Below are 22,226 nucleotides of genomic sequence, written 5' to 3' on the forward strand. Positions count from 1 at the left end.
TGCCGAAACCGCGGTCGGCTGGCCGACCTCGTGTCGGACCTGACGCACAAATCTCCCCGGGTTCGGATCCGAATTGTCCTGGGCTCGCGACCGAACATAGTTCGACATATCTTTGCGCTAATAACTTTCGACAGTTAAGTGTCAACATCAATAACGGATACAAAAATTTGCTGTTGAAACGACATTCACATACTAGAGAGTTTCGGCGAGAACATCACAATCACTCCGCTGGCGCTTGCTGCCGCAAGTTTTTCACGGCGCGGCGAATGCAGGCATCGACGTAAACGGGACCTACTAGGACACGACGTCGGGCGTCTTTCAGACGCCGATTATCACAACCTCGGTTACTGGCACCGCACCGGGCTCGGTGACTGCGCGCTCACCAGTAGTCATTTCCGTTGCATCGGCTTAATTTACGGTCTGGCATTCGGCATCCGGTTTCCGAGCACAAATATCACCAACATGAAGATGCTCATCCAGATCCGGCGAATTCGATATATGTGTGCGCTAGCACATCTGGCAACACCGTCTCCGGCCCGACGGCTTTAGGAGGCGATATGTCGCGCAGACCATACCCGGTCCAATTCCTGGTGGCTCGTCCTGCACGACGCCTGCGGTCAACGCGAACGCGTCGGTCACCGCCGCCCGCTCGGTTGCCAGCCAGTATGCCGACACTAGAACCTCGGCATGAGCTTCGACCACGATCATTGCGGGAATGCACCCGTGACAACCAAGTGCTACCCGGGTCCTCGCCAGCGCGACCGCTGCCCAAGCTCTGCAAGTCGGACACACCGGCGGATAGCGGACGACGAACAGCTGACTGCACGCATGGTCGGCGCTGACCGAGTTGGGGTCGGATTCAGCGGGCGATGTGGACGACCGTAGCGGTGAATGGCTCTCGACGTGGCAGCCCAGGCGGGCATCGTTGCTATTTCCCAGTCGCAGTCGAATGGCGGCCATCCTCTCCCCAGTTCTTTATCGGAGCTCTTGAAATTCGTCCGCCAATGGTCCTGTGCCGCACCATCGGCGACTCTCGGGAGATAGCGTTTACCATCAGAATTTGCCAAACATATTTCCATAAACTCGGGAGAATGGAAGGACGACTGATGCCGTTAATAACGCGCGATTCACACTCGCGTTTTCCGACAAGGACTCCAACTCTGCGGGGTTATGAAACACCAATCAGCCGGGTTGCATACAGGACTGCGCTCCCCGATGAGACGATCGCGCGCACCGGTCTTGGTTGCCGAATACCGACACACGCTGGCCCAATTCGGCCCAAACCCCGCGTTGCCCGCAGGCCGACCGCACCAGTGTTGGTGTGGCGCTGCGGCTGAATCCGTCAGCGGCGCGTGTTGCCAGCCAAGTTCGCTGTCGCCCCTTCGAGTACCCGTGTCGATAAACGCCACGAAGGCCACTCGATCATGCGTATGATGAAGCTCCACCACAAAGAAAAGCCAACGGTCAGCAGAACCGGGTCAAGCCCAGGCTGGGGAGGTCTTTTCATCGGATGCCAACCGAACTCGCTCGGATCTCGGTAATGCTCAAGAGAAAAATGGAAGCACTTCATGCGTCCTCCGACGACGTAGCCCGCGAACTGGTGCGAGTGCTCGGCGTCAATCAAACAGACCGACGCGCCCTGGAACTCATCCTCTGCGCCGGCGAGAAGGTCATGACACCAGGACTTCTCGCCGACCAGCTCGGCCTCACCGCCGCCGGCACCACGATCGCCCTCGACCGCCTCGAAAAACTCGGCTACGTCACCCGTTCCCAACACCCCACCGATCACCGCCGAGTAATCGTGGTAGCCACCGAGCTCGCCGCCCGCCGCGTCTCCGAACTCCTCGCCCCCCTACTGAGCCACGGCGGCAAAGTGCTGTTCAGCCACTACAACCCAGCCGAACTCGCTCTCATCATCGACTTCCTCACCCGCACCGACGAACTACAACAAGAACACGTGAACCGAATGCGCGAACTCGATCCCTACCCCCACTAGGGTTCGCCCGCTCAGTCGAATTGCGGCGGCTCCATATGAGACCGCTTCAACTCCCAAAGTGCGGATTGGCCGCAGACGTCACCGAGATGTCCCACAGCTTGCCGGCTTCCTCACCGCGCGGACTGCGCGGCGACACCGCACCACGGAAACGCGACCCCGTTTGAGGTGAATCGTCGGCGTGATGACTCTTGCGCAGAGCGTCGTCATACGACGGGTCCGCCGCAGCCTTGGCCAATCCGGCGGGAAGACCGACTCCGTCCAGCGACTATGCGACGGCCGATCCAGGCTTGAAAATGGTTGCGTTATCGCGTGATTGCACTCACCTCGACCACGTCGGGTCCGGCAAGTACCGGGATGTCACCGCCGGCAGGTGGCTTGCCACCTCCCCTGACTCTGGCAAGTGAGCCTTCGCCGCTCGAGCATATTCAGTATTCAACGCCTTGCTATCAATAGCTTTATGTAGTTAATTATCTTAAATCGATAACTTTCTGTCGTTAACTTTCAACATCGAATAACGGCCAGGGACGCGAGACTTTTCCCAGGAGAGACACCACCCAGCTGAGAAATTCTCAAAAACTCCGGCGAAATCGGTCCCGGCAGCGATCGGGGTGAAGTAATTTACGAGTTCAGGTTACCGATGATTGGGGCAGAGCAATGCAAACGTTTGTACGGACCAGCATGACCGGCGGCGTGGCACTGATCGGAGCGAGCGCCATCGCGCTGTCACCGCTAGTGGTGACACCGCAGCAGGTGCACCCGCCGGCGATCCCGGTCTCGAGCATCGCGGCCACGTTGACCGCGTCGACGACCTCGATGGTCGATCCCTTCACCGAGTGGGTGCAGGTCCTGACGACCACGTTCAACAACCTGGCGGCCATCGGCCAACAGATACAGGCCAGCCCTGCTCCCATCCTCAAGCAGATCATCGCCAACCAGATCGGCTACGCCACCACCATCTCCACAGCGCTCGGCAACGCCGGCGGCGCCTTTGTCGCGGCCGCGAAGGCACTTCCCTCGGCTCTCCTTCAGGCAGCTCAACAAGTGGCCGCCGGCCAGATCAGCGCTGGCCTGTCCACGGCATACACCGCCGCGCTCGCACTGGTGGTATCCCCCGGCTTCGCACTGATACAAAGTCCGATACTCAACATCCCCGGCCAGGTTTTGCAGAACATCACCAACTTCGTCAACCTCGTCCCCACTTTTGTTGGGACACTGGGCCTTTCTGCGCTCTACACGGCTAGCGGCGTCGAGAGCGCGTTTGGGGATACCGCGCAAGCGGTGTACGACGCGGTGGGCGCCGGCGATTTCGGGGCGGCGGTGAACGCGATCGTCAACGCCCCTGCCGTGCTCACCAACGCCTTCCTCAACGGGTATGCACCGGCGGCGTCATGGGGGATTCTGACTCCGGTCACCTCCGGAACTGGCTTGGTCCCCGTATTTATCGGCTTTCGCGACCTCTTCGCGCAAAAGCTGGGCGCACCGGTGTCATCCACGGCGGCGGCGGTCACGTCCTCCCGCGCGGCCGCAGCCCCACCGACACCGGCCGCCACGGTGACACTGGACACCACCCCCGCCACCGCCACCGCCAGCCCACGAACCGCGACGAGCACGCGCGGCACAGCGAGCACAAAAGCCACACCCGCGGCAGCCGACAACACCAGCGCGGGCAGCGAAAACAACACACAGCCCGCCGAGACTCATAACACCCACGGAGCTGCCGCAGGCGGCTCCACAAGCACCGGCTCCTCAGCACGAAAAGCGGGACACGCCAACCGCACACACTAGGAACTCACCCCGTCGGCCGGAATGCAGCGGCCTAGGACGAAACCTCCACCGCGCGGAATACGGGACAACGCCGGACCGAAGAGCGCAACCCCGCCGACATGAAGCATCGGCATACCGACATCCCCGCCGACCGCGTCCAAAACCCCGGCGGCGACCGCCGCCACCAAGGACGGCAGTAAGGCGGTACCGGGCGCTCTCGTTCATGCGGGCTCCATCCGCGTTGTTCTGCGTCTGCGGCCAGGTCTCGGGCGTCGATGCGTTGAGTGGCGAGGACTGCGAGATGGGTAGCCTCGGCGCCGACAAGGCGACCCCTTCGACGGCGAAGCCTGACACATCCGCCAGGGCGGACCCACACCTCGACAGGTCCTCGACTTTTCGCGCAGTCCCCAAGAGTGCACGTCCACAATTATTCTGTATTCAATATCTTTGCAGCAATAGCTTTCATTTGCGAATTATCAATAGCGAATAATGGACGCGACACTGCCATCGAAACGTGTTCGAAATGTGCCGGGAATTTCCGCGGAGGCGAGATACATTTATCCGCGGCGCGGCACCCTGGCTACGTCGCTACCTTCACCGTTTGGAGAAGAATATGCGATCAAATACATCCACGCTGCTTCGCGCTGGTGCCATCACTCCCATGGCCCTTGCCGCCGCACTTTGTTTCGCTGGGACGGCAAATGCAGCCGTCTCGGTGAACTGGAGCTGCCAGGCCTCGGCTGGGACGTCGAGCATGACAACCTCGGTCACCGGCACCGCGCCGGGCTCGGTGACCGCGGGTTCTCCTGTGGCCATTACCATCGCACCAGGTTCATCGACGGTGCCGACGAACCCAATCCCCCTTGTCACGGTCGTCAGCATCAGTAACATGCAGATGATCATCCCGGTCCCGGCCAACTCGACATATGTCTCTTCCAGCGCATCCGGTGGAACATTCTCCGGTACGACTGCCCTCGTGGGCAGTAATGTCGTGCTTACCGTTGCCGGCCCGATTCCCGGTGGCTCGACGTACACACCGCCTGCGGTCACCATCAACGTGACGGCCAACTCTCCCGGCTCGATTACCAGCAAGTATGCCGGCACCAGCTATTCCAACCCCGGCATGACCTTCACCACGACAGTAAAACCAGTGATTGGTCCTAACTTCAATGTCGCAACCTCCTGCTACCCGAATCCTTCTCCGACACTCACCACCACGACTGTCACCTAACCCTGCGGGTCGAATAGACCAGGTGCTGATCGGTTAGGCGGTGTGGGGAGGCTGGGGCCTCCCCGCGCCAACAAGCCCCGCGATCAAACCCCAAAACGCCGGCCACACAACGCAATCTGGATACAGTCAGCCTTGCGCCTCAATGGAAACTGACTCGACCAGTCGGCACGGGCCGCTTGCCCTGGTATCGACGAACCGGGTCAAGCCCAGGCTGGGGAGGTCTTTTCATCGGATGCCAACCGAACTCGCTTGGATCATCGACTTCCTCACCCGCACCGACGAACTACAACAAGAACACGTGAACCGAATGCGCGAACTCGATCCCTACCTCCGGTTCGCCCGCTCAGTCGAATTGCGGCGGCTCCGTACGAGACCGCTTCAACTCCCAAAAGTGCGGGTAGGCCGCAAACGTCACCGAAGCGTCCCACAACTTGCCGGCTTCCTCACCGCGCGGAATGCGCGACAACACCGGACCGAAAAACGCGACCCCCTTGACATGAATCGTCGGCGTGCCGACATCCTCGCCCACGGCGTCCACCCCGGCGTGATGGCTCTTGCGCAGAGCGTCGTCGTACGACGGATCCGTCGCAGCCTTGGCCAACTCGGCGGGAAGGCCGGCCTCGTCCAGCGACTGCGCGATGACCTCGTCGAGGTTCTTGTTGTCCTGGTTGTGGATGCGGGTGCCCATAGCGGTGTAAAGCGGTCCGAGCGCCTCGGCGCCGTGGGCCTGCTCGGCAGCGATGGCGACCCGCACCGGACCCCACGCCTTCTTCATCATCTCTTGGTATTGCTCGGGCAGGTCGCGACCTTCGTTGAGCACCGCCAGGCTCATCACGTGAAAGCTGACATCGATATCGCGGACCTTCTCCACCTCGAGAATCCAGCGGGAGGTGATCCAACACCACGGACACAGCGGGTCGAACCAGAAATCGGCGCGTGACTTCTCGGACATGCGGGCTCCTCCTCGCGGTTGACGCAGATCTTCATCACAACTCATGTCAATAGAACACTGTTCCCGCTCCCGCTAGGTTGGACGCGTGGCACTTCCCAACCTCACCCGTGACGAGGCCATCGAGCGCGCTGCTCTGGTCACCGTCGGCAATTACCGCATCGATCTGGACCTGACTTCCGGGGAAAAGACCTTCCGGTCGACCACGACCGTCGAGTTCGAGGCGGTGCCGGGGGCCGATACCGTCATCGACCTGGCCGCCGACACCGTGCACAGCGCCGTGCTCAATGGAGTTGAGATCGACGTGTCGGGGTATGACGAGTCCACCGGCATCCCGCTGGAAGGCCTGGCCCAGACCAACGTCCTCGTGGTCGAGGCCGACTGCCGCTACTCCAACACCGGCGAAGGCCTGCACCGGTTCGTCGACCCGGTCGACAGCGAGGTCTACCTGTACTCGCAGTTCGAAACCGCCGACGCCAAGCGGATGTTCGCCTGCTTCGACCAGCCTGACCTCAAGGCGACCTTCGATGTGACGGTCACCGCGCCGTCGCACTGGCAGGTGATCTCCAACGGCGCGACCAGCACCGTCGAGGAAAACGGCAAGGTGAAGGCCCACACCTTCGCCACCACCCCGCGGATGAGCACCTATCTGGTCGCGCTGATCGCGGGTCCCTACGCGCGCTGGGATGACGTCTACGCCGACGAGCATGGCGAGATCCCGCTGGGCCTGTTCTGCCGGTCCTCACTGGCGGAGTACATGGACGCCGAGCGGCTGTTCAGCGAGACCAAGCAGGGCTTCGGGTTCTATCACCGCAACTTCGGCGTGCCGTACGCGTTCGGCAAGTACGACCAGTTGTTCGTGCCCGAATTCAACGCCGGCGCAATGGAGAACGCCGGCGCGGTGACCTTCTTGGAGGACTACGTCTTCCGGTCCAAGGTCACCCGGTACAGCTATGAGCGCCGGGCTGAGACGGTGCTGCACGAGATGGCACACATGTGGTTCGGCGATCTGGTGACGATGACCTGGTGGGACGACCTGTGGCTCAACGAGTCGTTCGCGACGTTCGCCTCGGTGCTCTGCCAGGCCGAGGCCACCGAGTATGACCAGGCGTGGACCACGTTCGCCAACGTGGAGAAGTCCTGGGCCTACCGTCAAGACCAGCTGCCCTCGACCCATCCGGTCGCCGCCGACATCCCCGACCTGCACGCTGTCGAGGTCAACTTCGACGGCATCACCTATGCCAAGGGTGCCAGCGTCCTCAAGCAACTCGTGGCCTATGTCGGGTTGGAGCACTTCCTGTCCGGGCTGCGCGACTACTTCGCCGCGCACGCCTTCGACAACGCGACATTCGATGATCTGTTGGGCGCGCTGGAGAAGGCCTCGGGCCGCGACCTGTCCGACTGGGGTCGGCAGTGGCTCAAGACCACCGGGCTCAACACGCTGCGCGCCGACTTCGACGTCGACGCCGACGGCCGTTTCACCCGCTTCGCGATCGCGCAGGGCGGTGCCGCACCCGGTGCCGGCGAGACCCGTGTGCACCGGCTCGCGGTCGGCATCTACGACGACGACCCGATGACGGGCAAGCTGGTCCGAGTGCACCGCGAGGAACTCGACGTATCCGGCGCGTTGACGGATGTTCCTGCGCTGCAAGGTGTTTCGCGCGGCAAGCTGATCCTTGTCAACGATGACGACCTGACCTACTGCTCACTGCGGCTCGACGACGCGTCACTGCAGACCGCGCTGAGCCGGACTGCCGATATTGAGGAACCGCTGCCCCGCACGCTGGTGTGGTCGGCGGCGTGGGAGATGACCCGCGATGCCGAGCTGACCGCGCGGGACTTCGTGGCCCTGGTGATGAGCGGCGTTCAGGCCGAATCCGAGGTCGGGGTGGCTCAGCGGCTGCTGCTGCAGGCGCAGACCGCGCTGAACTCCTACGCCGACCCGGCGTGGGCGTGCGCCAACGGCTGGCCGGCGTTCGCCGACCGGCTGCTGGACCTGGCCCGGGAATCGGCCCCGGGGTCGGACCACCAGCTGGCGTTCGTCAACGCGCTGTGCACCTCGGTGCTGCAGCTGAACCACGTCGCGGTGCTGGCGACGCTGCTGGACGGTGAGCCTGCCGAGGTGAACCTCGCTGGCCTGGTGATCGACACCGATCTACGCTGGCGCATCGTCACCGCGCTGGCCGCCGCCGGTGACATCGACGGCGACGGTCCCCAGACGCCATTCCTGGACGCTGAAGCCGCCAACGATCCGACCGCGGCCGGTCGCCGGCACGCCGCCGCGGCGGCCGCGGCCCGTCCGCAGCTCGCCGTTAAGCAAGCCGCGTGGCAGCAGGTGATCGAGGACGACACACTGGCCAATATCACCGCGCGGGCGATCATCGGCGGGTTCGCCCCGGCCGGGCAGGCCGCGCTGCTGCAGCCGTTCACAGCACACTATTTCGAGGCGATCCCGGGAGTTTGGGAGCGCCGGTCCAGCGAGGTGGCGCAGACCGTGGTGATCGGCCTGTACCCGTCGTGGGATATCAGCTCCGAGGCTTTGGCGGCTGCGGACACATTCCTCGACGGCGAGCTGCCGTCCGCACTGCGGCGGCTAGTTCTGGAAGGCCGGGCCGGCGTCGAGCGGTCGTTGAAGGCGCGCGCCTTCGACGCAAGCTAGCGTCTGCCGCCTACGCTTTCGGCCATGGCGGCCCCCAACAGTCGGCGAGCACGCGCGGCGCGCAGGCGCACCAGGCGTGTCAAGGCCGTCGTCAACGACCTGACCGAGGCGCAGTGGGCGACGTTGAAAGAAGCGTGGAGCGGCTGCGCCTATTGCGGGGCGACCGGTAAGCCGCTGCAGCGGGATTGCGTCATGGCGATATCCCGGGGCGGCAGATACACGATCGACAACGTGGTGCCCGCCTGCGCGGCCTGCAACGCCAGTAAATGCAATGACGAGGTGACCGGTTGGCTGCGCCGCAAGCGCCTTGATGAACGCTTGTTTCTCGAGCGCTACGTCCACATCCGCGCGCAGTTGCTGGCAACGACCTGACTACGGGCGGGAGATGGCCGCCGACATCACGCGCACGGCACTGACCAGCCCGTCGATGAGGTTGCCCTCTTTGATCGCCGACGCGGCTGCCGACACCCCGAGTGGGGCTGCTGACTCCGCGCCACGGCCACGAACGTCCGCGCCGTAGACCACCTCGATCGCCTTCTGATCGGGCGACACGGCCAGCAGCACCGCGTTGTTCGGGGTCGGGACGTCGGCGAGGATCTCGCGGGCCCGGGCCGTGGTGTCGCTGCCCAGATCACCGATGTAGACGGCGAAGCGGGCCTTGGACTGCCGGCTGCCGTACTTCAGCGCATCGTCGAGTTCGACCAGCTGGCTGACCGGAAACGGGTAGTGCATCGACAGCTCGCCGGGTTCGGTGACGCCCGAAACCCGTCCGCTGGTGGTCAGCGCAAAACCGTACGGCAGGTTGGCCGGATCGACGGTCGCTACCGTCCCGTGCTCACCACTTCCCACTTGCTCCACCTCCCACGTTCACCTCAGCCGCACCGTGACCGTGATGGCCACCGTCGGGAACGACCTCATCGACGGCCGCCCAGAGGATCGGCGCGTGCGTCCAAGGCTCGGACAACTTGTACGTCGCGGCGCGCTTGCCCTTGCCGGGAATAATCAACAGGGCCAAGACAGCCGCGAGCCCAAAGGGGATGCCCACGAACAGGCCGTGGACGACAGCAGCATTCACGAGGCAAACCGTAGCAGTCTCACGCCGCGCCCTCACCCAGGTAGCGCACCCAGGCCGGGTCGAGTTCCTTGATGGTGCACAGCAGCCGCCAATGCTGGCCCTTCGGCGGCATCGGCACCAGTCTCAGCGTCCAGCCCAGCTCGCTCAGGAGCTTGTCGGCCTTGCGGTGATTACACGTCGCGCAGGCAGCCACGCAGTTCTCCCAGGAATGCTCACCGCCGCGGCTGCGCGGCACCACGTGATCGACGGTGTCGGCCTTGGAGCCGCAGTACGCGCACCGGAAACGATCGCGATGCATCAACGCGGCCCGGGTCATCGGGATGCGCGCCCGGTAGGGCACCCGGACGAAGCTGCGCAACCGGATCACCGACGGCACCACAATTGCCCGGCTGGCCGAATGGATGACCGGTCCGCCGGGGTCGTCGTGCACCACATCGGCTTTACCGCATAGGAGCATGATCACCGCCCGGCGCATGGGGAGCGCCGTCAGCGGTTCGTACGTGGAATTCAGTAACAGCACCCGGCGACGACCCCACACTGATCCGTCGGCCGGGCTGGGTATGTGAGGGTCGGCGTGCAGGCTTGAACTCGGTAAGGACCCGATCGGGCCCGTCGCGGCTCGGTGACCGCGGTTCCGATTGCGCTGCGCCATTCGACCTCCAAAGACCAGTCCACCACGGATCGGCCGTAATCGCACGACTATGTGGTCGATGTTCGCAGGTCAAATCCGTGAACATCGGGTGACGTGGGTCGCGCGGGAGGCGGATGTACACAATGGTGGGGTGACGGAAACTCAGTCGAACGCCGATGGACAGACTTTTTACGACGCGGTGGGCGGCGCTGAGACGTTCCGCCAGATCGTGTCCCGGTTCTACGAGCTGGTCCAAGAGGACGAAGTGCTGCTTCCGCTCTACCCGCTGGAAGACCTCGACGGCGCTGAGGACCGGTTGCGGATGTTCCTCGAACAGTACTGGGGTGGTCCGCGGACGTACTCCGATGAGCGGGGTCATCCCCGGCTCCGGATGCGTCATGCCCCGTTCACGATCGGCTTCCTGGAACGGGACGCCTGGCTGCGGTGCATGCACACCGCGGTCGCTTCGATCGACTCCGCGACGCTCGACGACGCGCATCGCGGCGAGCTTCTGGCCTATCTCGATATGGCCGCCCAAGCGATGGTCAACTCCGCCTTCTAAGGACGTCGATGACCCACCCTGCGTGGCGGACCCGCGCGATGTCGATCCCCTGTTCGGCGGGCTGGCCGCACTCGAGCGGCGGATCACCGCGGCCCACGCCCGGGGCATCCGGATCACCATGGACCTGATGCCCAACCACACCAGTTCTGCGCACACCTGGTGTCAGGCCGCCCCGGGAAGCATTGAGCGAGAACGGTATATCTTCCGGGATGGCAGGGCGCGGGACGGAGGGCAGGGGCGCAGCGACCCGGGAATCGAGCCAGGCTCGATGTCGCGCACGGGATGGCCGAGCCGCCCGGACTGCCGGATATGGCCAACCCCGATGTCGGGATGCTCACCCTCGATGACGACGATCCCCGGTTCAATCACGACGCCGTTCACGAGATCCACCGCGGCATCCGTTCGGTGCTCGACGATTACCCGGATGCGGTGACGATCGGCCAGATCTGGGTGTTCGAGAACGAAGACTTCGCCAAGTATCTGCGCCCCGACGAACTGCACATGGGGTTCAGCTTTCGTTTGGCACGAGCCGAATTCGACGTCACCAGCATCCGCGTCGCGATCGAGAACGCGCTGGCAGCGGCCGCGACGGTTGTCGGGTGCCGCTGCCGTGGGCGGGCGACACTCCCCCGTTCGGCTTTTCGACGAACCCTGACACCTGGCTGCCGATGCCGGCGCCCGTTGATCGACGGCGAGCTGGCGCCGGATTCGGCCGCGTGGATCGCGACGGGCTAGATACCGGAGCCGATCACGTTCACCACGGAGCCGACGATGACCGCCCCGAAAACGAACGACGCGGGCCGCGGGGGTCTTCCCGAACGACAGCGTGCCGTGCGGGGTCTGAGCCATCCGGGCTCCTAACGCAGTACCAGCGCGGGATCGCCGCGTCGTCGATACACCGAACCGAAACGGGCGTCGATGCGCAGCCAGGTCGGCGACAGCCGAACTCGCACGATCTCGTCGGCATCCGGCGATTCGGGCACGAATCCCATTGCGGTGAGGGCGAAGACGCAGCGCATCGGCACACCGACGGCGGTATCGCCCGAACTCACCTGCAGTACATCCTGATCCAGAAGCGAGGCGGGCGGACCGTGGGCACTGCTGTGCTCCTTAGCCAATCCTGCCCCGCGTCCCGCCAGATCGATGAGCACCGCTGCCGGCACGTCGTCGAGGTGGCTGAAGCCGGTGTCCGGCGGCAGCGCGCCACGCCACGCGGAGTCCATCGGATACCCTGGGTCGACGTGGCCCGAATCGTCGATGTCACGCAGGCCACGGGCCAATCCGTCTGCCCCGCAGGATAAGTCGTTCGGGGTCAGCGCACCGGCGATGACCCGCACCGCGAGCACGTCCAAGCCGGTGGCCACCCAGGCCATCACCGCTCCGTCGGAGCGGGCCCGCAGCCGGATCACCGCGGACTCATCCAGACGCAGCGCGTGCTCGACGAACGCCGCAAGATCGCCGCGCGCAACGGGGTCGCGGATGATCAGGCCACGCTCCGGGCGTGTCATCGTTGCCAGCGTTGCAAATACTCTCGATGCTTCTCCGAAAGCCGAACCAGTCGTTGCTCGTCGATGTGCACCGCCGCCAGCTGCGTCTCGGCGATCACCGCCGGCCGCGAATCCGGATCGGCGAGCAGAGACCGCACCTCGTACCCGAGGGTGAAGTCCACCGCGCGTAGCCGCTTGGTCCACATCGTCACCTGCAGCGGTGAATCAGCAAGCCGCAGTTGACCTTTGTAGAGAACCCGCACCTCGTGAATAAGCAACCCGATGGTCGCGATGTCCTCGGCGAACGGCTCCTGCAGAAAGTCCACCCGCGCCTCTTCGAGGATCGTCACCATCGTGGCGTGGTTGATGTGCTGGTACATATCGATATCCGACCAGCGCACCCGCACGCCGGTGGTGAATCCGTTAGCCACTTGATCCTGTCCCACTCGTTCTGGTCATGCTGCGGATCTGGCGGGCCGCTACCGACAGCGTGGCCAGATCCCGTTCATCATCGGCATAGATCTCAGCCAATATGCGGCGGGCTCGTTCGACCCGCGACCCGTTGGTGTGCTCCCACTCGGTGATCTTCTGCTCGCCGGTCTCGTCGGGCTCGCCGACGGCCAGCACGTCGAAACACAACGCCCGCAGCGATCCATAGATGTCATCGCGAATCGCCAAGCGGGCCAACGAGTGCCAGCGGTCGTCGCGCGCAAGTCCGGACACCGCGGTCAGCAGCCCGTCGGTGCCGAGGTGATCCATCAATGCGAAGTAGGTGTCGGCGACCTCGGCGGGCTCGCGTTCGATAATGTCGGCGATATCGATCACGTCGAGCAGGCTGTACTGGTAGAGCCCGCTTGCCACGGTGTACGCCAGGTCCGGGCGAGCGCCATGTGCGGCGAACTCACCGGCCTCCTTGGTGACGATAGCCTTGTCGTCGCCCCGCAACCAGTCCGGCATCCGAGGCGTCAGTTCGGCGACTTTCGCTGCGAAGCGGTTGATTTCGGCACCGACCGCCAGCGGCTGCGGGCGGTAGTTCAGCAGCCAGCGCGCGGCCCGGTCGAGCAGGCGGCGCAGGTCCAGCGTCATCCGGTCGGAAACACTGACCGGCATCTCATTGTTGCGGGAGGCCTCCAGGATGCGCTGCCACACCTGGCCGATACCGAAGATCGCGTCGGCGGCCACGAACGTGCGCACCGCATCGACGTATCCCACGCCGGTGTCTTCGGCGACCCGGTAGGCAAAGGAGATACCGCCGATGTCGACGACATCGTTGACCAGCATCGTGGTGGTGATCTCACGACGCAGCTGGTGGGTGCGGATCTCGGCGGCGAAGTGGTCGCGCAGCTGGCTGGGGAAGTACCGCGGCAGCCGCGATGCGCACACTTCCTGATCGGGCAGATCGCTGGCCAGCACCTCGTCTTTGAGCGCAAGTTTGACGTGGGCCATCAAGGTCGCCAATTCCGGTGAGGTCAGACCGATTCCGGCTTCCTGACGCCGACGGATCTCCTTGTTCGACGGCAGTGCTTCCAGCTCACGGTTGAGCCCACGCCGCGCCTCGAGCTCGGCGATCTGGCGGGCATGCACGTTGAGCAGCGAGGCCGCGTTGGCCCGGCTGGTACCCATCAGGTCGTTCTGGTCGATATTGTCGGTGAGCACCAGCCGCGAGACCTCGTCGGTCATCGAGGCCAGCAGGTCGCTGCGCTCGGCGACACTGACCTTGCCTGCGGTGACCAGCGAGTCGACCAGGATCTTGATGTTGACCTCGTGGTCGGAGCAGTCGACACCGGCGGAGTTGTCCATCGCGTCGGTGTTGATCCGGCCGCCACACAGGTCGAACTCAACACGGCCCAGCGATGTCACGCCGAGATTGCCACCCTCGCCGATCACCTTGGCCCGCAGCTGATTTCCGTTCACCCGGATGGTGTCGTTCGCGCGGTCGCCGACTTCGGCGTCGGATTCCGATTCGGCCTTGATATAGGTGCCGATACCGCCGTTGAACCAGAGGTCCACCGGGGCTAACATGATCGCCTTCATCAGGGCGGGCGGCGTCATCTCGTCGGCATCGCCCTGCAGACCGAGCGCAGAACGCATCTGCGGGCTGATCGCAATCGCCTTCTGCTGGCGGCTGAACACGCCGCCGCCCTCGCTGATCAGTGCGGTGTCGTAGTCCTCCCAGCTGGAGCGCGGCAGGTCGAACAACCGGCGACGTTCGGCCCAGGACCGCTCGGCCACCGGGTTGGGATCGATGAAGATATGCCGGTGGTCGAAGGCCGCGATCAGCCGAATATGGTGCGACAGCAGCATTCCGTTGCCGAAGACGTCACCACTCATATCGCCGACGCCGACCACGGTGAAGTCCTCGGTCTGGGTGTCCACACCCATCTCGCGGAAGTGACGTTTGACGGACTCCCAGGCGCCCTTGGCGGTGATGCCCATCGCCTTGTGGTCGTAGCCCACCGAGCCGCCGGAGGCAAACGCGTCGCCGAGCCAGAAGCCGTAGGAGTTGGCGACGTCGTTGGCGATATCGGAGAAGGTGGCCGTGCCCTTGTCGGCGGCGACGACGAGGTAGGCGTCATCACCGTCGCGGCGGACCACCCCGGGCGGGGTAACCACATCGCCGGTGACCCGGTCGACATTGTCGGTGACGTCGAGCAGCCCGGCAATGAACAGCCGATAACAGGCCACACCCTCGTCACCGGGCTTCTTGACGACGAATCCACCCTTGGCGCCGACGGGCACGATGACCGCGTTCTTGACGGCTTGAGCCTTGACCAGGCCCAGGATCTCGGTGCGGAAATCCTCGCGACGGTCCGACCAGCGCAGCCCGCCGCGCGCGACGTGACCGAATCGCAGGTGCACACCCTCGACCCGCGGCGAGTACACGAAGATCTCGAATCTGGGTCTGGGCAGCGGTAACTCGTCGATGAGCTGCGGATTCAGCTTGAGCGACAGGATGTTCTGCGCGCGCGCCGAGTCTGGACTGGTGACGAAGTAGTTGGTGCGCAGCGTGGCCTGGATCATCGTGGCAAAGGCGCGCAGCACCCGGTCGGTGTCCAGGCTCACCAGCGCGTCGATATCGACGGCCACGGCGTCCGCCGCGGCGAGGGCATCCAGACCCTTGTCGGCCGAGTACGGATCGAACATCGCCTCGAAGAGGGCAACCAGTGAACGTGCGGTCCCGGGATTTCCGTTCAGCACCGACTCGATATGCGATTGGCTGTAGGGAAAACCCGCCTGCCGCAGGTACTTTGCGTAGGCGCGCAGCACCGCGACCTGGTGCCAGGTCAGCCCGGCCCGCAGCACCAGTTCGTTGAAACGGTCGATCTCGGCGCGGCCCTGCCAGATGGCGGTGACCGCGTCGGCGAACCGCTGGGCGGTGGCGTCCCACTCCTCCTGGGTGGCGGCGTCGGGCATCGACGCGTCCGGGCGGATCTTGAACTGGTAGATCCACACCTTCAGCCCGTCCGGGCGCACGACGGTGAACGGGCGCTCCTCGAGCACCAGCACACCCATGCACTGCAGCATCGGCAGCAGGTAACTCAGCGAAGCCGTGGACCCGCCGAGGTACCAGGTGAGGAAGGCCTCGTTGGCTTCGTCGCCGGCCTCGAACTGCAACTTGACCGAATCCGCTTGCAGCGCTTCGATAATGCCGATATCGGTGATCGCCTCGGTGGAGGTGACGGCCTGTTTGAACTCCTCGGGCAGCGCGTCGGCATAGTGCTCGGCGATCGCCAGGTCGATCTGGCCGGCGCGTGCCGATCCGATCAGCCGGTCGCCCCAGGTCCGCAACGCCTCGGTGAGCAGACCCTGGACGCGGGCGCGGTTGGCTTCACTGTCATCGATCGACTCGCGGCTGGAGCCGTCGGGCAGCCTGACGGTGAAATGTACAACCGCCCAGGGCGATTCACTGACCCGCGCGGTGTAGTCGATGCTCAGCCCGCCGAACTCGCGGACCAGGATGTCCTGCATACCCAGCCGGACCGCGGTGGTGTATCGGTCCCGGGGTAGGTACACCAGGCAGGACACGAAGTGACCGAGTTGGGCGGCGCGCAGGAACAACAGCGCACGGCGGCGCGAGCCTAGGTCGACGACTGTGGTCGCCATCTCGAGCAGCTGTTGGGCGGTTAGGGCGAACAGCTCTGGGCGCGGAATGGTCTGAACGATGTCGAGCATCAGCTGACCGGGGTGGCTGGGGTCGTTCTGCGATAGCGTCAACACCTCGCGAACCCGCCGCGAGATCAGCGGGATGTCAAGCACATTGGCGCTCATCGCCGTCGCCGTGAACAGCCCGACGAACCGGTGTTCCAGATCGGACCCGTCGGCGCGGCGCTCCCTGATCACCACGATGTACGGGTACGAGCCGTAACGCAGGAAGCTGGGCATCGTGGCTTGAGCGAGCACCAACAAGTCGCCCGGATGCGTGAGCTCGGGCAGCACCTCGGTGCGCAGCCGCGCCACCCCCAGCCGGGTGGACTCCACGACCGTGGATGTCCCGTTGCCGACGGTGCAGTCCTGGCAGCCCAGTAGCACGAAGTTGCCCATCAACAGCCACCGGAGCAGGTCGGCGACGTCCTCGCGGTCGGGGCCGGTGAAGCGGGTTCCCGAGTCGTTGTCGAGGTCGCGGGCCAGGTCGTGCAGCGCAGCACTGAGCGCCACCGAGTCCAGTGCCACCTGCCGCGCATCGGTCACCACCATCGGCAGCATCCGCTCGGCGTCAGCCAGCGCCTTGCGATCCACCGAGGGCGAGAGCTGAACGTGAATCCAGGACTCTTCGAAGCCCTGCGAATCCGAGCCGGCCGCATCGTCGGCCAACGGCCGGACGTCGAGCAGCTCGCCGCCTGCGCTGCGCCGCACCCGGAACACCGGGTTCATCAGAGCGACGTAGGCGACGCCCAAGCGGTGCAGCAGCACCGTGACCGAGTCCAGCAGCATGGTCGCCTGGTCGGTGACGATCTGCAGGGCGGGCCCGAAGCCCGCGGGATCGTCGCTGGGGTAGATCGCGACGAGGGTCTCCCCGACCACGCGGCTACGCGCCAGGCGCTCCTGTGCGGCGATCAGGCCCGGCGGAACCAGCCGGTCGGCGGCCGCGGTCACGGGCGTACCGGTATCGGTGGCGTCCGGGTCAGGAGCCCCGCCGTGCGGACCGCGATACGTGGCGAGGTAGGCCCCACCTATCGACTCGGTAGTTCTGGGATCAACCGTCATACCTGCCGCTCCTGATCAGCCTGCGAACCGGCGCTGGTCCGCAGCGCCAGATTAGTCGCGTGTGAGCCTGCGGTGGGTGACCCGGTGCGGGCGGGCCGCGTCGGCTCCCAGTCGCTCCAGCTTGTTTTCCTCGTAGGCGCCGAAGTTTCCTTCAAACCAGAACCACTTGGCCTCGTTATCGTCGTCGCCCTCCCACGCCAGGATGTGCGTGCACGTGCGGTCGAGGAACCAGCGATCGTGGCTGATCACCACGGCGCAACCCGGGAAGTTCTCCAAGGCGTTCTCCAACGAGGACAGCGTCTCGACGTCGAGGTCGTTGGTGGGCTCGTCGAGCAGGATCAGATTGCCGCCCTCTTTAAGGGTCAGCGCCAAGTTGAGCCGGTTGCGTTCACCACCGGAGAGCACCCCGGCCGGCTTCTGCTGGTCGGGTCCCTTGAACCCGAACGCGGACACATACGCCCGCGACGGGATCTCGTTCTGGCCGACCTCGATGTAGTCAAGCCCATCCGAAACGACTTGCCACACATTCTTTTTCGGATCGATACCGGCGCGGCTCTGGTCGACGTAGCTGAGCTTCACGGTGTCGCCGACTCGCACGCTGCCGCTATCGGCCTCCTCGAGCCCGACGATTGTCTTGAACAGCGTCGTCTTACCGACACCGTTGGGGCCGATCACGCCGACGATGCCGTTGCGGGGCAAGGTGAACGACAGGTCCTTGATTAGGATGCGACCGTCGAAGCCCTTGTCGAGGTGTTCGACCTCGACAACGACATTGCCCAGCCGCGGCGGAGCCGGGATCTGGATCTCCTCGAAGTCGAGCTTCCGAGTCTTCTCCGCTTCGGCGACCATCTCCTCATAGCGGCCGAGGCGGGCCTTGTTCTTGGCCTGCCGGGCCTTGGCGCCGGAGCGGACCCAGGCGAGTTCGTCCTTGAGGCGCCGCTGGAGTTTCTGATCTTTCTTGCCCTGCACCTCAAGGCGCTCGGCCTTCTTCTCCAGGTACGTCGAGTAGTTGCCCTCGTACGGGTAGGCGCGGCCGCGGTCGAGCTCCAGGATCCACTCCGCGACGTTGTCCAGGAAGTAGCGATCGTGGGTCACCGCCAGGATGGCGCCCTTGTACTCGGCGAGGTGCTGTTCGAGCCACTGCACGCTCTCGGCATCCAGGTGGTTGGTCGGCTCGTCGAGCAGCAGCAGGTCGGGCTTGGACAGCAGCAGCTTGCACAGCGCGACGCGACGCTTCTCACCTCCGGAGAGGTGGGTCACCGGCTCGTCGGGCGGCGGACAGCGCAGCGCGTCCATCGCCTGTTCCAGCTGGGAGTCGATGTCCCAAGCGTCGGCGGCGTCCAGTTCTTCCTGGAGCTTGCCCATCTCGTCCATGAGCTCGTCGGTGTAATCGGTGGCCATCAGCTCGGCCACCTCGTTGTACCTGTTGAGCTTCGCCTTGATCGCGACGCCGTCCTCGACGTTTTCGCGGACCGTCTTTGTCTCGTCCAGCTGCGGCTCCTGCATGAGGATGCCGACGGAGGCGCCGGGCGCCAGCAGGGCGTCACCGTTGTTGGCCTGGTCAAGCCCGGCCATGATCCGCAGGACGCTCGACTTGCCGGCACCGTTGGGGCCGACGACGCCGATCTTGGCTCCGGGCAGGAAGGCCAGCGTGACGTCGTCGAGGATGACCTTGTCGCCGTGTGCCTTGCGGACCTTCCGCATGGTGTAGATGTATTCCGCCATTGCCGCGGTGTTGCCTTCCGTCTGGTCGTGAAATGCTCGCCGACCATCCTAGGCGCGCGCGGTGGACGCCTTGCGGCCGCGCTGGCCAGGCCAGCGCGGCCACCGGGCCTCGTCTACGCAGACAGCGGCAGGCCCGTCCCCTTCTCGGCAGCGTCTGTCTCCAGGGCATCGTCGGCGTCAGGCTCGTCGACGACGGGTTCAGCCGCCCTGGCCTGCGGTTGTTCGTAGCGCACGATGGCACGCGAGAGGTCGGGGCCGACGGCGGTGGCCCGCATCTCCAGCGACGAGCGCCGGATGCCCTCTTTGTCGTCGTACTCGCTGGTGAAAACGTCGCCGACGACGATCACCGGGGCGCCCTTGTAGAGGCCAGCGCCGACGCCGGTGACCAGCTTGCCCCAGCAGTTGACGGTGATGAACAGCGAGTTGCCGGGCTCCCAGGTGCCGTCACCGGTGCGGCGGCGCGAATTGCTCGCCACCCGGAAGCTGATCAGCTCCTGGTCGCCGACCACACGGCGGCGCGGGTCGGTGACGACTCGGCCGATGACGGTGAGAGGGGTTTCGAACATGACTGAGGTCCTTTCGGTGAGTGATGTCGTGCCCCCTCAGTGGGCCGCAACTCACCGACAGGCGCGTCACGGGACGGCTCCCGATCGAAGAAGGTTGTGGATGAAGCCTGATGTGTGGATAGGCACCAGCACGGGTGACGGGTCAGCTCCGATGACCGGTTCTAGGCTTGGCCGATGGGACACCTTGAGGTTTGCCACGAAGCCTCGCAGTCCCTGGCTGGGCAGCATGCACTCGCATCAGCGCGGTTAGCCAACGAGGTCCCCGCCAGCCGATGGTCGGGGTGGCCACTCGAAGACCTCACTGAACGCATTGGCGATCTTCCCGAGGCGTACCACCAAGCACGGCAACCCGCTCTAAATTTCGACGTCAGCGGTTGTTCTCGCGGCGCGCCATCTCAGCCAGCATCCTGTTGTAGGCGGCCAGGTCGGCATCGTCGTCGCGGTCGGCTGCGCGATCAAGCCGTTTGGCGGTGCGCCGGTCGCTGCGGCTCCACTGGATCAGCAGCGCGATCATCACCAGCACGAGCGGGATTTCGCCTGCTGCCCAAGCGATTCCACCGCCCAGATGCTGGTCGTCCAGCAGGTTGGTGTGCCAGCCCAGCCGCAGCGACCGGTAGAAGCTCTCCCCCAGCACCCGCTGCTGCCCCATCATCACCACGCCGAAGAACGCGTGCAGCGGCAGTGAGGCGAACACCATCGCGATCTTGGCGACCGGCGGCAACGGCCGTGGGGTGGGGTCGACGCCGATCACGACCCAATAGAACAGGTAGCCGCTCATCAGAAAGTGCAGGTTCATCAGCAGGTGCGCGCCGTGATTGCTCACCGCGGCGTCGAAGATGCCGCCGAAGTACAGGCCGTAGAACCCGGCGACGAACACGATGGTGGCCACCACGGGGTGGGTGAAGAACCGCGACCACCTGCTGTGCAGCACGTCGAGCAGCCACTCCCGGGGCCCGGGCGGCTTGCCCTTGCCCGCCGTCGGCAATGCCCGCAGCGCCAGGGTGGCCGGGGCGCCCAGCACCAGCAGGACCGGTACCAACATCGACAACAGCATGTGCGCGGCCATGTGCATGCTGAACATCGCCGGCATATACCGGCCCAGACCGGACGACGTGGTGAACAGCAGCACTGCGCAGCCCAGCAGCCAGGCGAGGGTCCGGCCCGCTGGCCAGGCGTCGCCGCGGCGACGTAGTCGGATCACCGCGGCCACATAGACCGCGGCGAGGACGAGGGCGGCTGTGCCGAAGACCAGATCGAAACGCCAGTCCAGCAGGATCCGCGCAACGGTCGGCGGTCCGGCGAAGTCGTAGCCGATCGCCACTTCCGCCGGTGACGGGTTGGCGTCCAGCGGCGCGGCTGGCGGGGTGCGGCCCAAGCCGACGGCGATGCCAAACGTGAGACCGAAGACCAGCGCCTCGACGAACGCGAGCCGGATCAGTACATCGCGCGCCTGCGGGTCGGCCTGCAATGCGGCCACCGGCCCGCGTCGTTGCCGCCAGCCGATGACGCCGAGAGAACACAGTGCGACGATCTTGGCCACCACCAGCCAGCCGTACTCGCTGGCGAACAGGTCGGACACCCGCAGCCGCACAAGCGCGTTGATGACGCCGGAGAGCGCCATCGCGATGAAGCACCAGAACGCCACCGCCGAGAACCGTCGCGCCGCCAGCCCGGCGTGCCCGCCGCCGCGGATCGCGTGCGCCAGCAGGGCCAGCAGCCCACCCGCCCACAGCGCACCCGTGAGCAGGTGGATCAACAGGCTGTTGGTGGCCAGATCGTGCGCGCCACCGGCCGACGAGTGTCCGGTCAGGGCCAGCGGAATGAGCGTGATCAGCGAACCGGCCACGAGGAACGGCGTCCAGGACCACCGCAGCACCGCCCGGCCCGCGGCCGCCACCACCAACGCCAGAAACGCCGTCCAGCGCCACGCATCGGCGGTGTCGACCAGGCCCGTCACCGACCACAGCTGGACCGGGTTGAGGTGGTCACGCAGCGGCTGACCGGAGACATCGGAGACGGTCAGCGGCACCAGCAGGGCAGCGCAGACGGCCCAGGTTCCGGATGCGGCGACACCCATCTTCAGTGCGCGGTAACCAGCGACGTCGAGCACCCCGCTGTCCTGCGGTGGCACGAAGAACGTCGCGAACATGAACGAGCCGACAGCCAGCACCGCCGCGATCTCACCGCCGGCCCGCACGAACGGCAGCCCCAGCGTGGTGACCTGGCCGGGATCGGGCAACCCGGTTGCCGTCAGGGCGTCGGCCAGCGACAGCGCCCCGATACCGGCAGCGGTGATTCCAGCGAGCAGCGCCACCATCCACAGCACCGGCCATACCGCGGCACGGCGGTCGGCGGAGGCGGTCATGCGTTCAGCGT

Annotated in this window: 18 protein-coding genes and 2 pseudogenes; 7 read left to right on the top strand and 13 right to left on the bottom strand. The window is 65.1% G+C overall.

What is annotated here, in order from left to right:
- The first annotated feature begins 1,540 nt into the window (after positions 1 to 1,540).
- The gene (locus G6N13_RS23015; protein WP_235677869.1) at positions 1,541 to 1,996 is read left to right on the top strand and encodes a MarR family winged helix-turn-helix transcriptional regulator; all 456 of its coding nucleotides are present in this window, start codon (positions 1,541 to 1,543) and stop codon (positions 1,994 to 1,996) included.
- Positions 1,997 to 2,007: 11 nt separating this feature from the next.
- Here G6N13_RS23015 and G6N13_RS25555 read toward each other — a convergent pair.
- A pseudogene (locus G6N13_RS25555) lies at positions 2,008 to 2,261 on the bottom strand (mycothiol-dependent nitroreductase Rv2466c family protein); the annotation flags it as partial.
- A gap of 413 nt (positions 2,262 to 2,674) precedes the next feature.
- On the opposite strand from G6N13_RS25555, the gene G6N13_RS23020 reads away from it, so the two are divergent.
- On the top strand, positions 2,675 to 3,781 hold the full coding sequence (locus tag G6N13_RS23020) for a hypothetical protein (protein WP_163700973.1): 1,107 nt from the start codon (positions 2,675 to 2,677) through the stop codon (positions 3,779 to 3,781).
- Here G6N13_RS23020 and G6N13_RS26295 read toward each other — a convergent pair.
- Positions 3,778 to 3,945, bottom strand: coding sequence for a mycothiol-dependent nitroreductase Rv2466c family protein (locus tag G6N13_RS26295; RefSeq protein WP_163694303.1), 168 nt, complete (start codon positions 3,943 to 3,945; stop codon positions 3,778 to 3,780). The two genes, G6N13_RS23020 and G6N13_RS26295, sit on opposite strands and share 4 nt — an antisense overlap.
- A 409-nt stretch (positions 3,946 to 4,354) precedes the next feature.
- On the bottom strand, positions 4,355 to 4,651 hold the full coding sequence (locus G6N13_RS24595) for a hypothetical protein (protein ID WP_220096767.1): 297 nt from the start codon (positions 4,649 to 4,651) through the stop codon (positions 4,355 to 4,357).
- On the opposite strand from G6N13_RS24595, the gene G6N13_RS24510 reads away from it, so the two are divergent.
- Positions 4,650 to 4,991 carry a hypothetical protein gene (locus tag G6N13_RS24510; protein ID WP_235677870.1) on the top strand — a complete coding sequence of 114 codons (342 nt, stop codon included), beginning with the start codon at positions 4,650 to 4,652 and terminating at the stop codon, positions 4,989 to 4,991. The two genes, G6N13_RS24595 and G6N13_RS24510, sit on opposite strands and share 2 nt — an antisense overlap.
- A gap of 343 nt (positions 4,992 to 5,334) precedes the next feature.
- Here G6N13_RS24510 and G6N13_RS23035 read toward each other — a convergent pair whose 3' ends face one another.
- Positions 5,335 to 5,943, bottom strand: a complete 609-nt coding sequence (locus G6N13_RS23035; RefSeq protein ID WP_163700978.1) for a mycothiol-dependent nitroreductase Rv2466c family protein — start codon at positions 5,941 to 5,943, stop codon at positions 5,335 to 5,337.
- 85 nt (positions 5,944 to 6,028) lie between these two features.
- On the opposite strand from G6N13_RS23035, the gene pepN reads away from it, so the two are divergent.
- A complete protein-coding gene (pepN, locus tag G6N13_RS23040; RefSeq protein ID WP_163700981.1) occupies positions 6,029 to 8,599 on the top strand; it encodes an aminopeptidase N in 2,571 nt (856 codons plus the stop codon).
- Positions 8,600 to 8,623: 24 nt separating this feature from the next.
- On the top strand, positions 8,624 to 8,971 hold the full coding sequence (locus tag G6N13_RS23045) for an HNH endonuclease (RefSeq protein WP_163700985.1): 348 nt from the start codon (positions 8,624 to 8,626) through the stop codon (positions 8,969 to 8,971).
- On the opposite strand, the gene G6N13_RS23050 is transcribed toward G6N13_RS23045, so the two are convergent.
- The 3 genes from G6N13_RS23050 to G6N13_RS23060 are packed head-to-tail and all read right to left on the bottom strand — an operon-like array spanning position 8,972 to position 10,326.
- Positions 8,972 to 9,448 carry a DUF5130 domain-containing protein gene (locus tag G6N13_RS23050; RefSeq protein WP_163700987.1) on the bottom strand — a complete coding sequence of 159 codons (477 nt, stop codon included), beginning with the start codon at positions 9,446 to 9,448 and terminating at the stop codon, positions 8,972 to 8,974.
- A complete protein-coding gene (gene ctaJ, locus G6N13_RS23055) occupies positions 9,435 to 9,674 on the bottom strand; it encodes an aa3-type cytochrome oxidase subunit CtaJ (protein ID WP_163700990.1) in 240 nt (79 codons plus the stop codon). The genes G6N13_RS23050 and ctaJ overlap by 14 nt, the downstream gene beginning before the upstream one ends.
- A gap of 19 nt (positions 9,675 to 9,693) precedes the next feature.
- Complete coding sequence (locus G6N13_RS23060; RefSeq protein WP_163700993.1) at positions 9,694 to 10,326, bottom strand: HNH endonuclease; 633 nt, start codon at positions 10,324 to 10,326, stop codon at positions 9,694 to 9,696.
- A 130-nt stretch (positions 10,327 to 10,456) separates the two neighbouring features.
- Here G6N13_RS23060 and G6N13_RS23065 point away from each other — a divergent pair, with 130 nt between their 5' ends.
- Entirely contained in the window at positions 10,457 to 10,867 is a 411-nt protein-coding gene (locus G6N13_RS23065; protein ID WP_163700995.1) for a globin, read from the top strand.
- 22 nt (positions 10,868 to 10,889) lie between these two features.
- Positions 10,890 to 11,541, top strand: a pseudogene (locus G6N13_RS23070) (alpha-amylase family glycosyl hydrolase); the annotation flags it as partial.
- A 183-nt stretch (positions 11,542 to 11,724) separates the two neighbouring features.
- Here the strand turns inward: G6N13_RS23070 and G6N13_RS23075 are convergent.
- The 6 genes from G6N13_RS23075 to G6N13_RS23100 form a co-directional block, all read right to left on the bottom strand.
- Positions 11,725 to 12,375, bottom strand: a complete 651-nt coding sequence (locus G6N13_RS23075) for a DUF8185 domain-containing protein (RefSeq protein ID WP_163700998.1) — start codon at positions 12,373 to 12,375, stop codon at positions 11,725 to 11,727.
- A complete protein-coding gene (locus tag G6N13_RS23080; protein WP_163701001.1) occupies positions 12,372 to 12,785 on the bottom strand; it encodes an acyl-CoA thioesterase in 414 nt (137 codons plus the stop codon). Before G6N13_RS23080 ends, G6N13_RS23075 begins: the two co-directional genes overlap by 4 nt.
- On the bottom strand, positions 12,778 to 17,559 hold the full coding sequence (locus tag G6N13_RS23085; protein ID WP_163701005.1) for an NAD-glutamate dehydrogenase: 4,782 nt from the start codon (positions 17,557 to 17,559) through the stop codon (positions 12,778 to 12,780). The genes G6N13_RS23080 and G6N13_RS23085 overlap by 8 nt, the downstream gene beginning before the upstream one ends.
- 51 nt (positions 17,560 to 17,610) lie before the next feature.
- Entirely contained in the window at positions 17,611 to 19,284 is a 1,674-nt protein-coding gene (ettA, locus tag G6N13_RS23090) for an energy-dependent translational throttle protein EttA (RefSeq protein ID WP_163701008.1), read from the bottom strand.
- Positions 19,285 to 19,397: 113 nt separating this feature from the next.
- Positions 19,398 to 19,850 (bottom strand): single-stranded DNA-binding protein, encoded by a 453-nt coding sequence (locus G6N13_RS23095; protein WP_163701011.1) that lies wholly within the window; start codon positions 19,848 to 19,850, stop codon positions 19,398 to 19,400.
- Positions 19,851 to 20,217: 367 nt separating this feature from the next.
- Positions 20,218 to 22,215, bottom strand: coding sequence for a bifunctional copper resistance protein CopD/cytochrome c oxidase assembly protein (locus G6N13_RS23100; RefSeq protein ID WP_163701014.1), 1,998 nt, complete (start codon positions 22,213 to 22,215; stop codon positions 20,218 to 20,220).
- Between the last annotated feature and the right edge of the window lie 11 nt (positions 22,216 to 22,226).

It is taken from the genome of Mycolicibacterium sarraceniae, assembly GCF_010731875.1.
GTDB lineage: Bacteria > Actinomycetota > Actinomycetes > Mycobacteriales > Mycobacteriaceae > Mycobacterium > Mycobacterium sarraceniae.

Coding starts and splice junctions, on each gene's coding strand:
- G6N13_RS23015 (WP_235677869.1), top strand. CDS start 1,541: ATGCTCAAGAGAAAAATGGAAGCACTTCATGCGTCCTCCGACGACGTA.
- G6N13_RS23020 (WP_163700973.1), top strand. CDS start 2,675: ATGACCGGCGGCGTGGCACTGATCGGAGCGAGCGCCATCGCGCTGTCA.
- G6N13_RS24510 (WP_235677870.1), top strand. CDS start 4,650: ATGCAGATGATCATCCCGGTCCCGGCCAACTCGACATATGTCTCTTCC.
- G6N13_RS24595 (WP_220096767.1), bottom strand. CDS start 4,651: ATGTTACTGATGCTGACGACCGTGACAAGGGGGATTGGGTTCGTCGGC.
- G6N13_RS23035 (WP_163700978.1), bottom strand. CDS start 5,943: ATGTCCGAGAAGTCACGCGCCGATTTCTGGTTCGACCCGCTGTGTCCG.
- G6N13_RS23045 (WP_163700985.1), top strand. CDS start 8,624: ATGGCGGCCCCCAACAGTCGGCGAGCACGCGCGGCGCGCAGGCGCACC.
- G6N13_RS23060 (WP_163700993.1), bottom strand. CDS start 10,326: ATGGCGCAGCGCAATCGGAACCGCGGTCACCGAGCCGCGACGGGCCCG.
- G6N13_RS23075 (WP_163700998.1), bottom strand. CDS start 12,375: ATGACACGCCCGGAGCGTGGCCTGATCATCCGCGACCCCGTTGCGCGC.
- G6N13_RS23085 (WP_163701005.1), bottom strand. CDS start 17,559: ATGACGGTTGATCCCAGAACTACCGAGTCGATAGGTGGGGCCTACCTC.
- ettA (WP_163701008.1), bottom strand. CDS start 19,284: ATGGCGGAATACATCTACACCATGCGGAAGGTCCGCAAGGCACACGGC.
- G6N13_RS23095 (WP_163701011.1), bottom strand. CDS start 19,850: ATGTTCGAAACCCCTCTCACCGTCATCGGCCGAGTCGTCACCGACCCG.
- G6N13_RS23100 (WP_163701014.1), bottom strand. CDS start 22,215: ATGACCGCCTCCGCCGACCGCCGTGCCGCGGTATGGCCGGTGCTGTGG.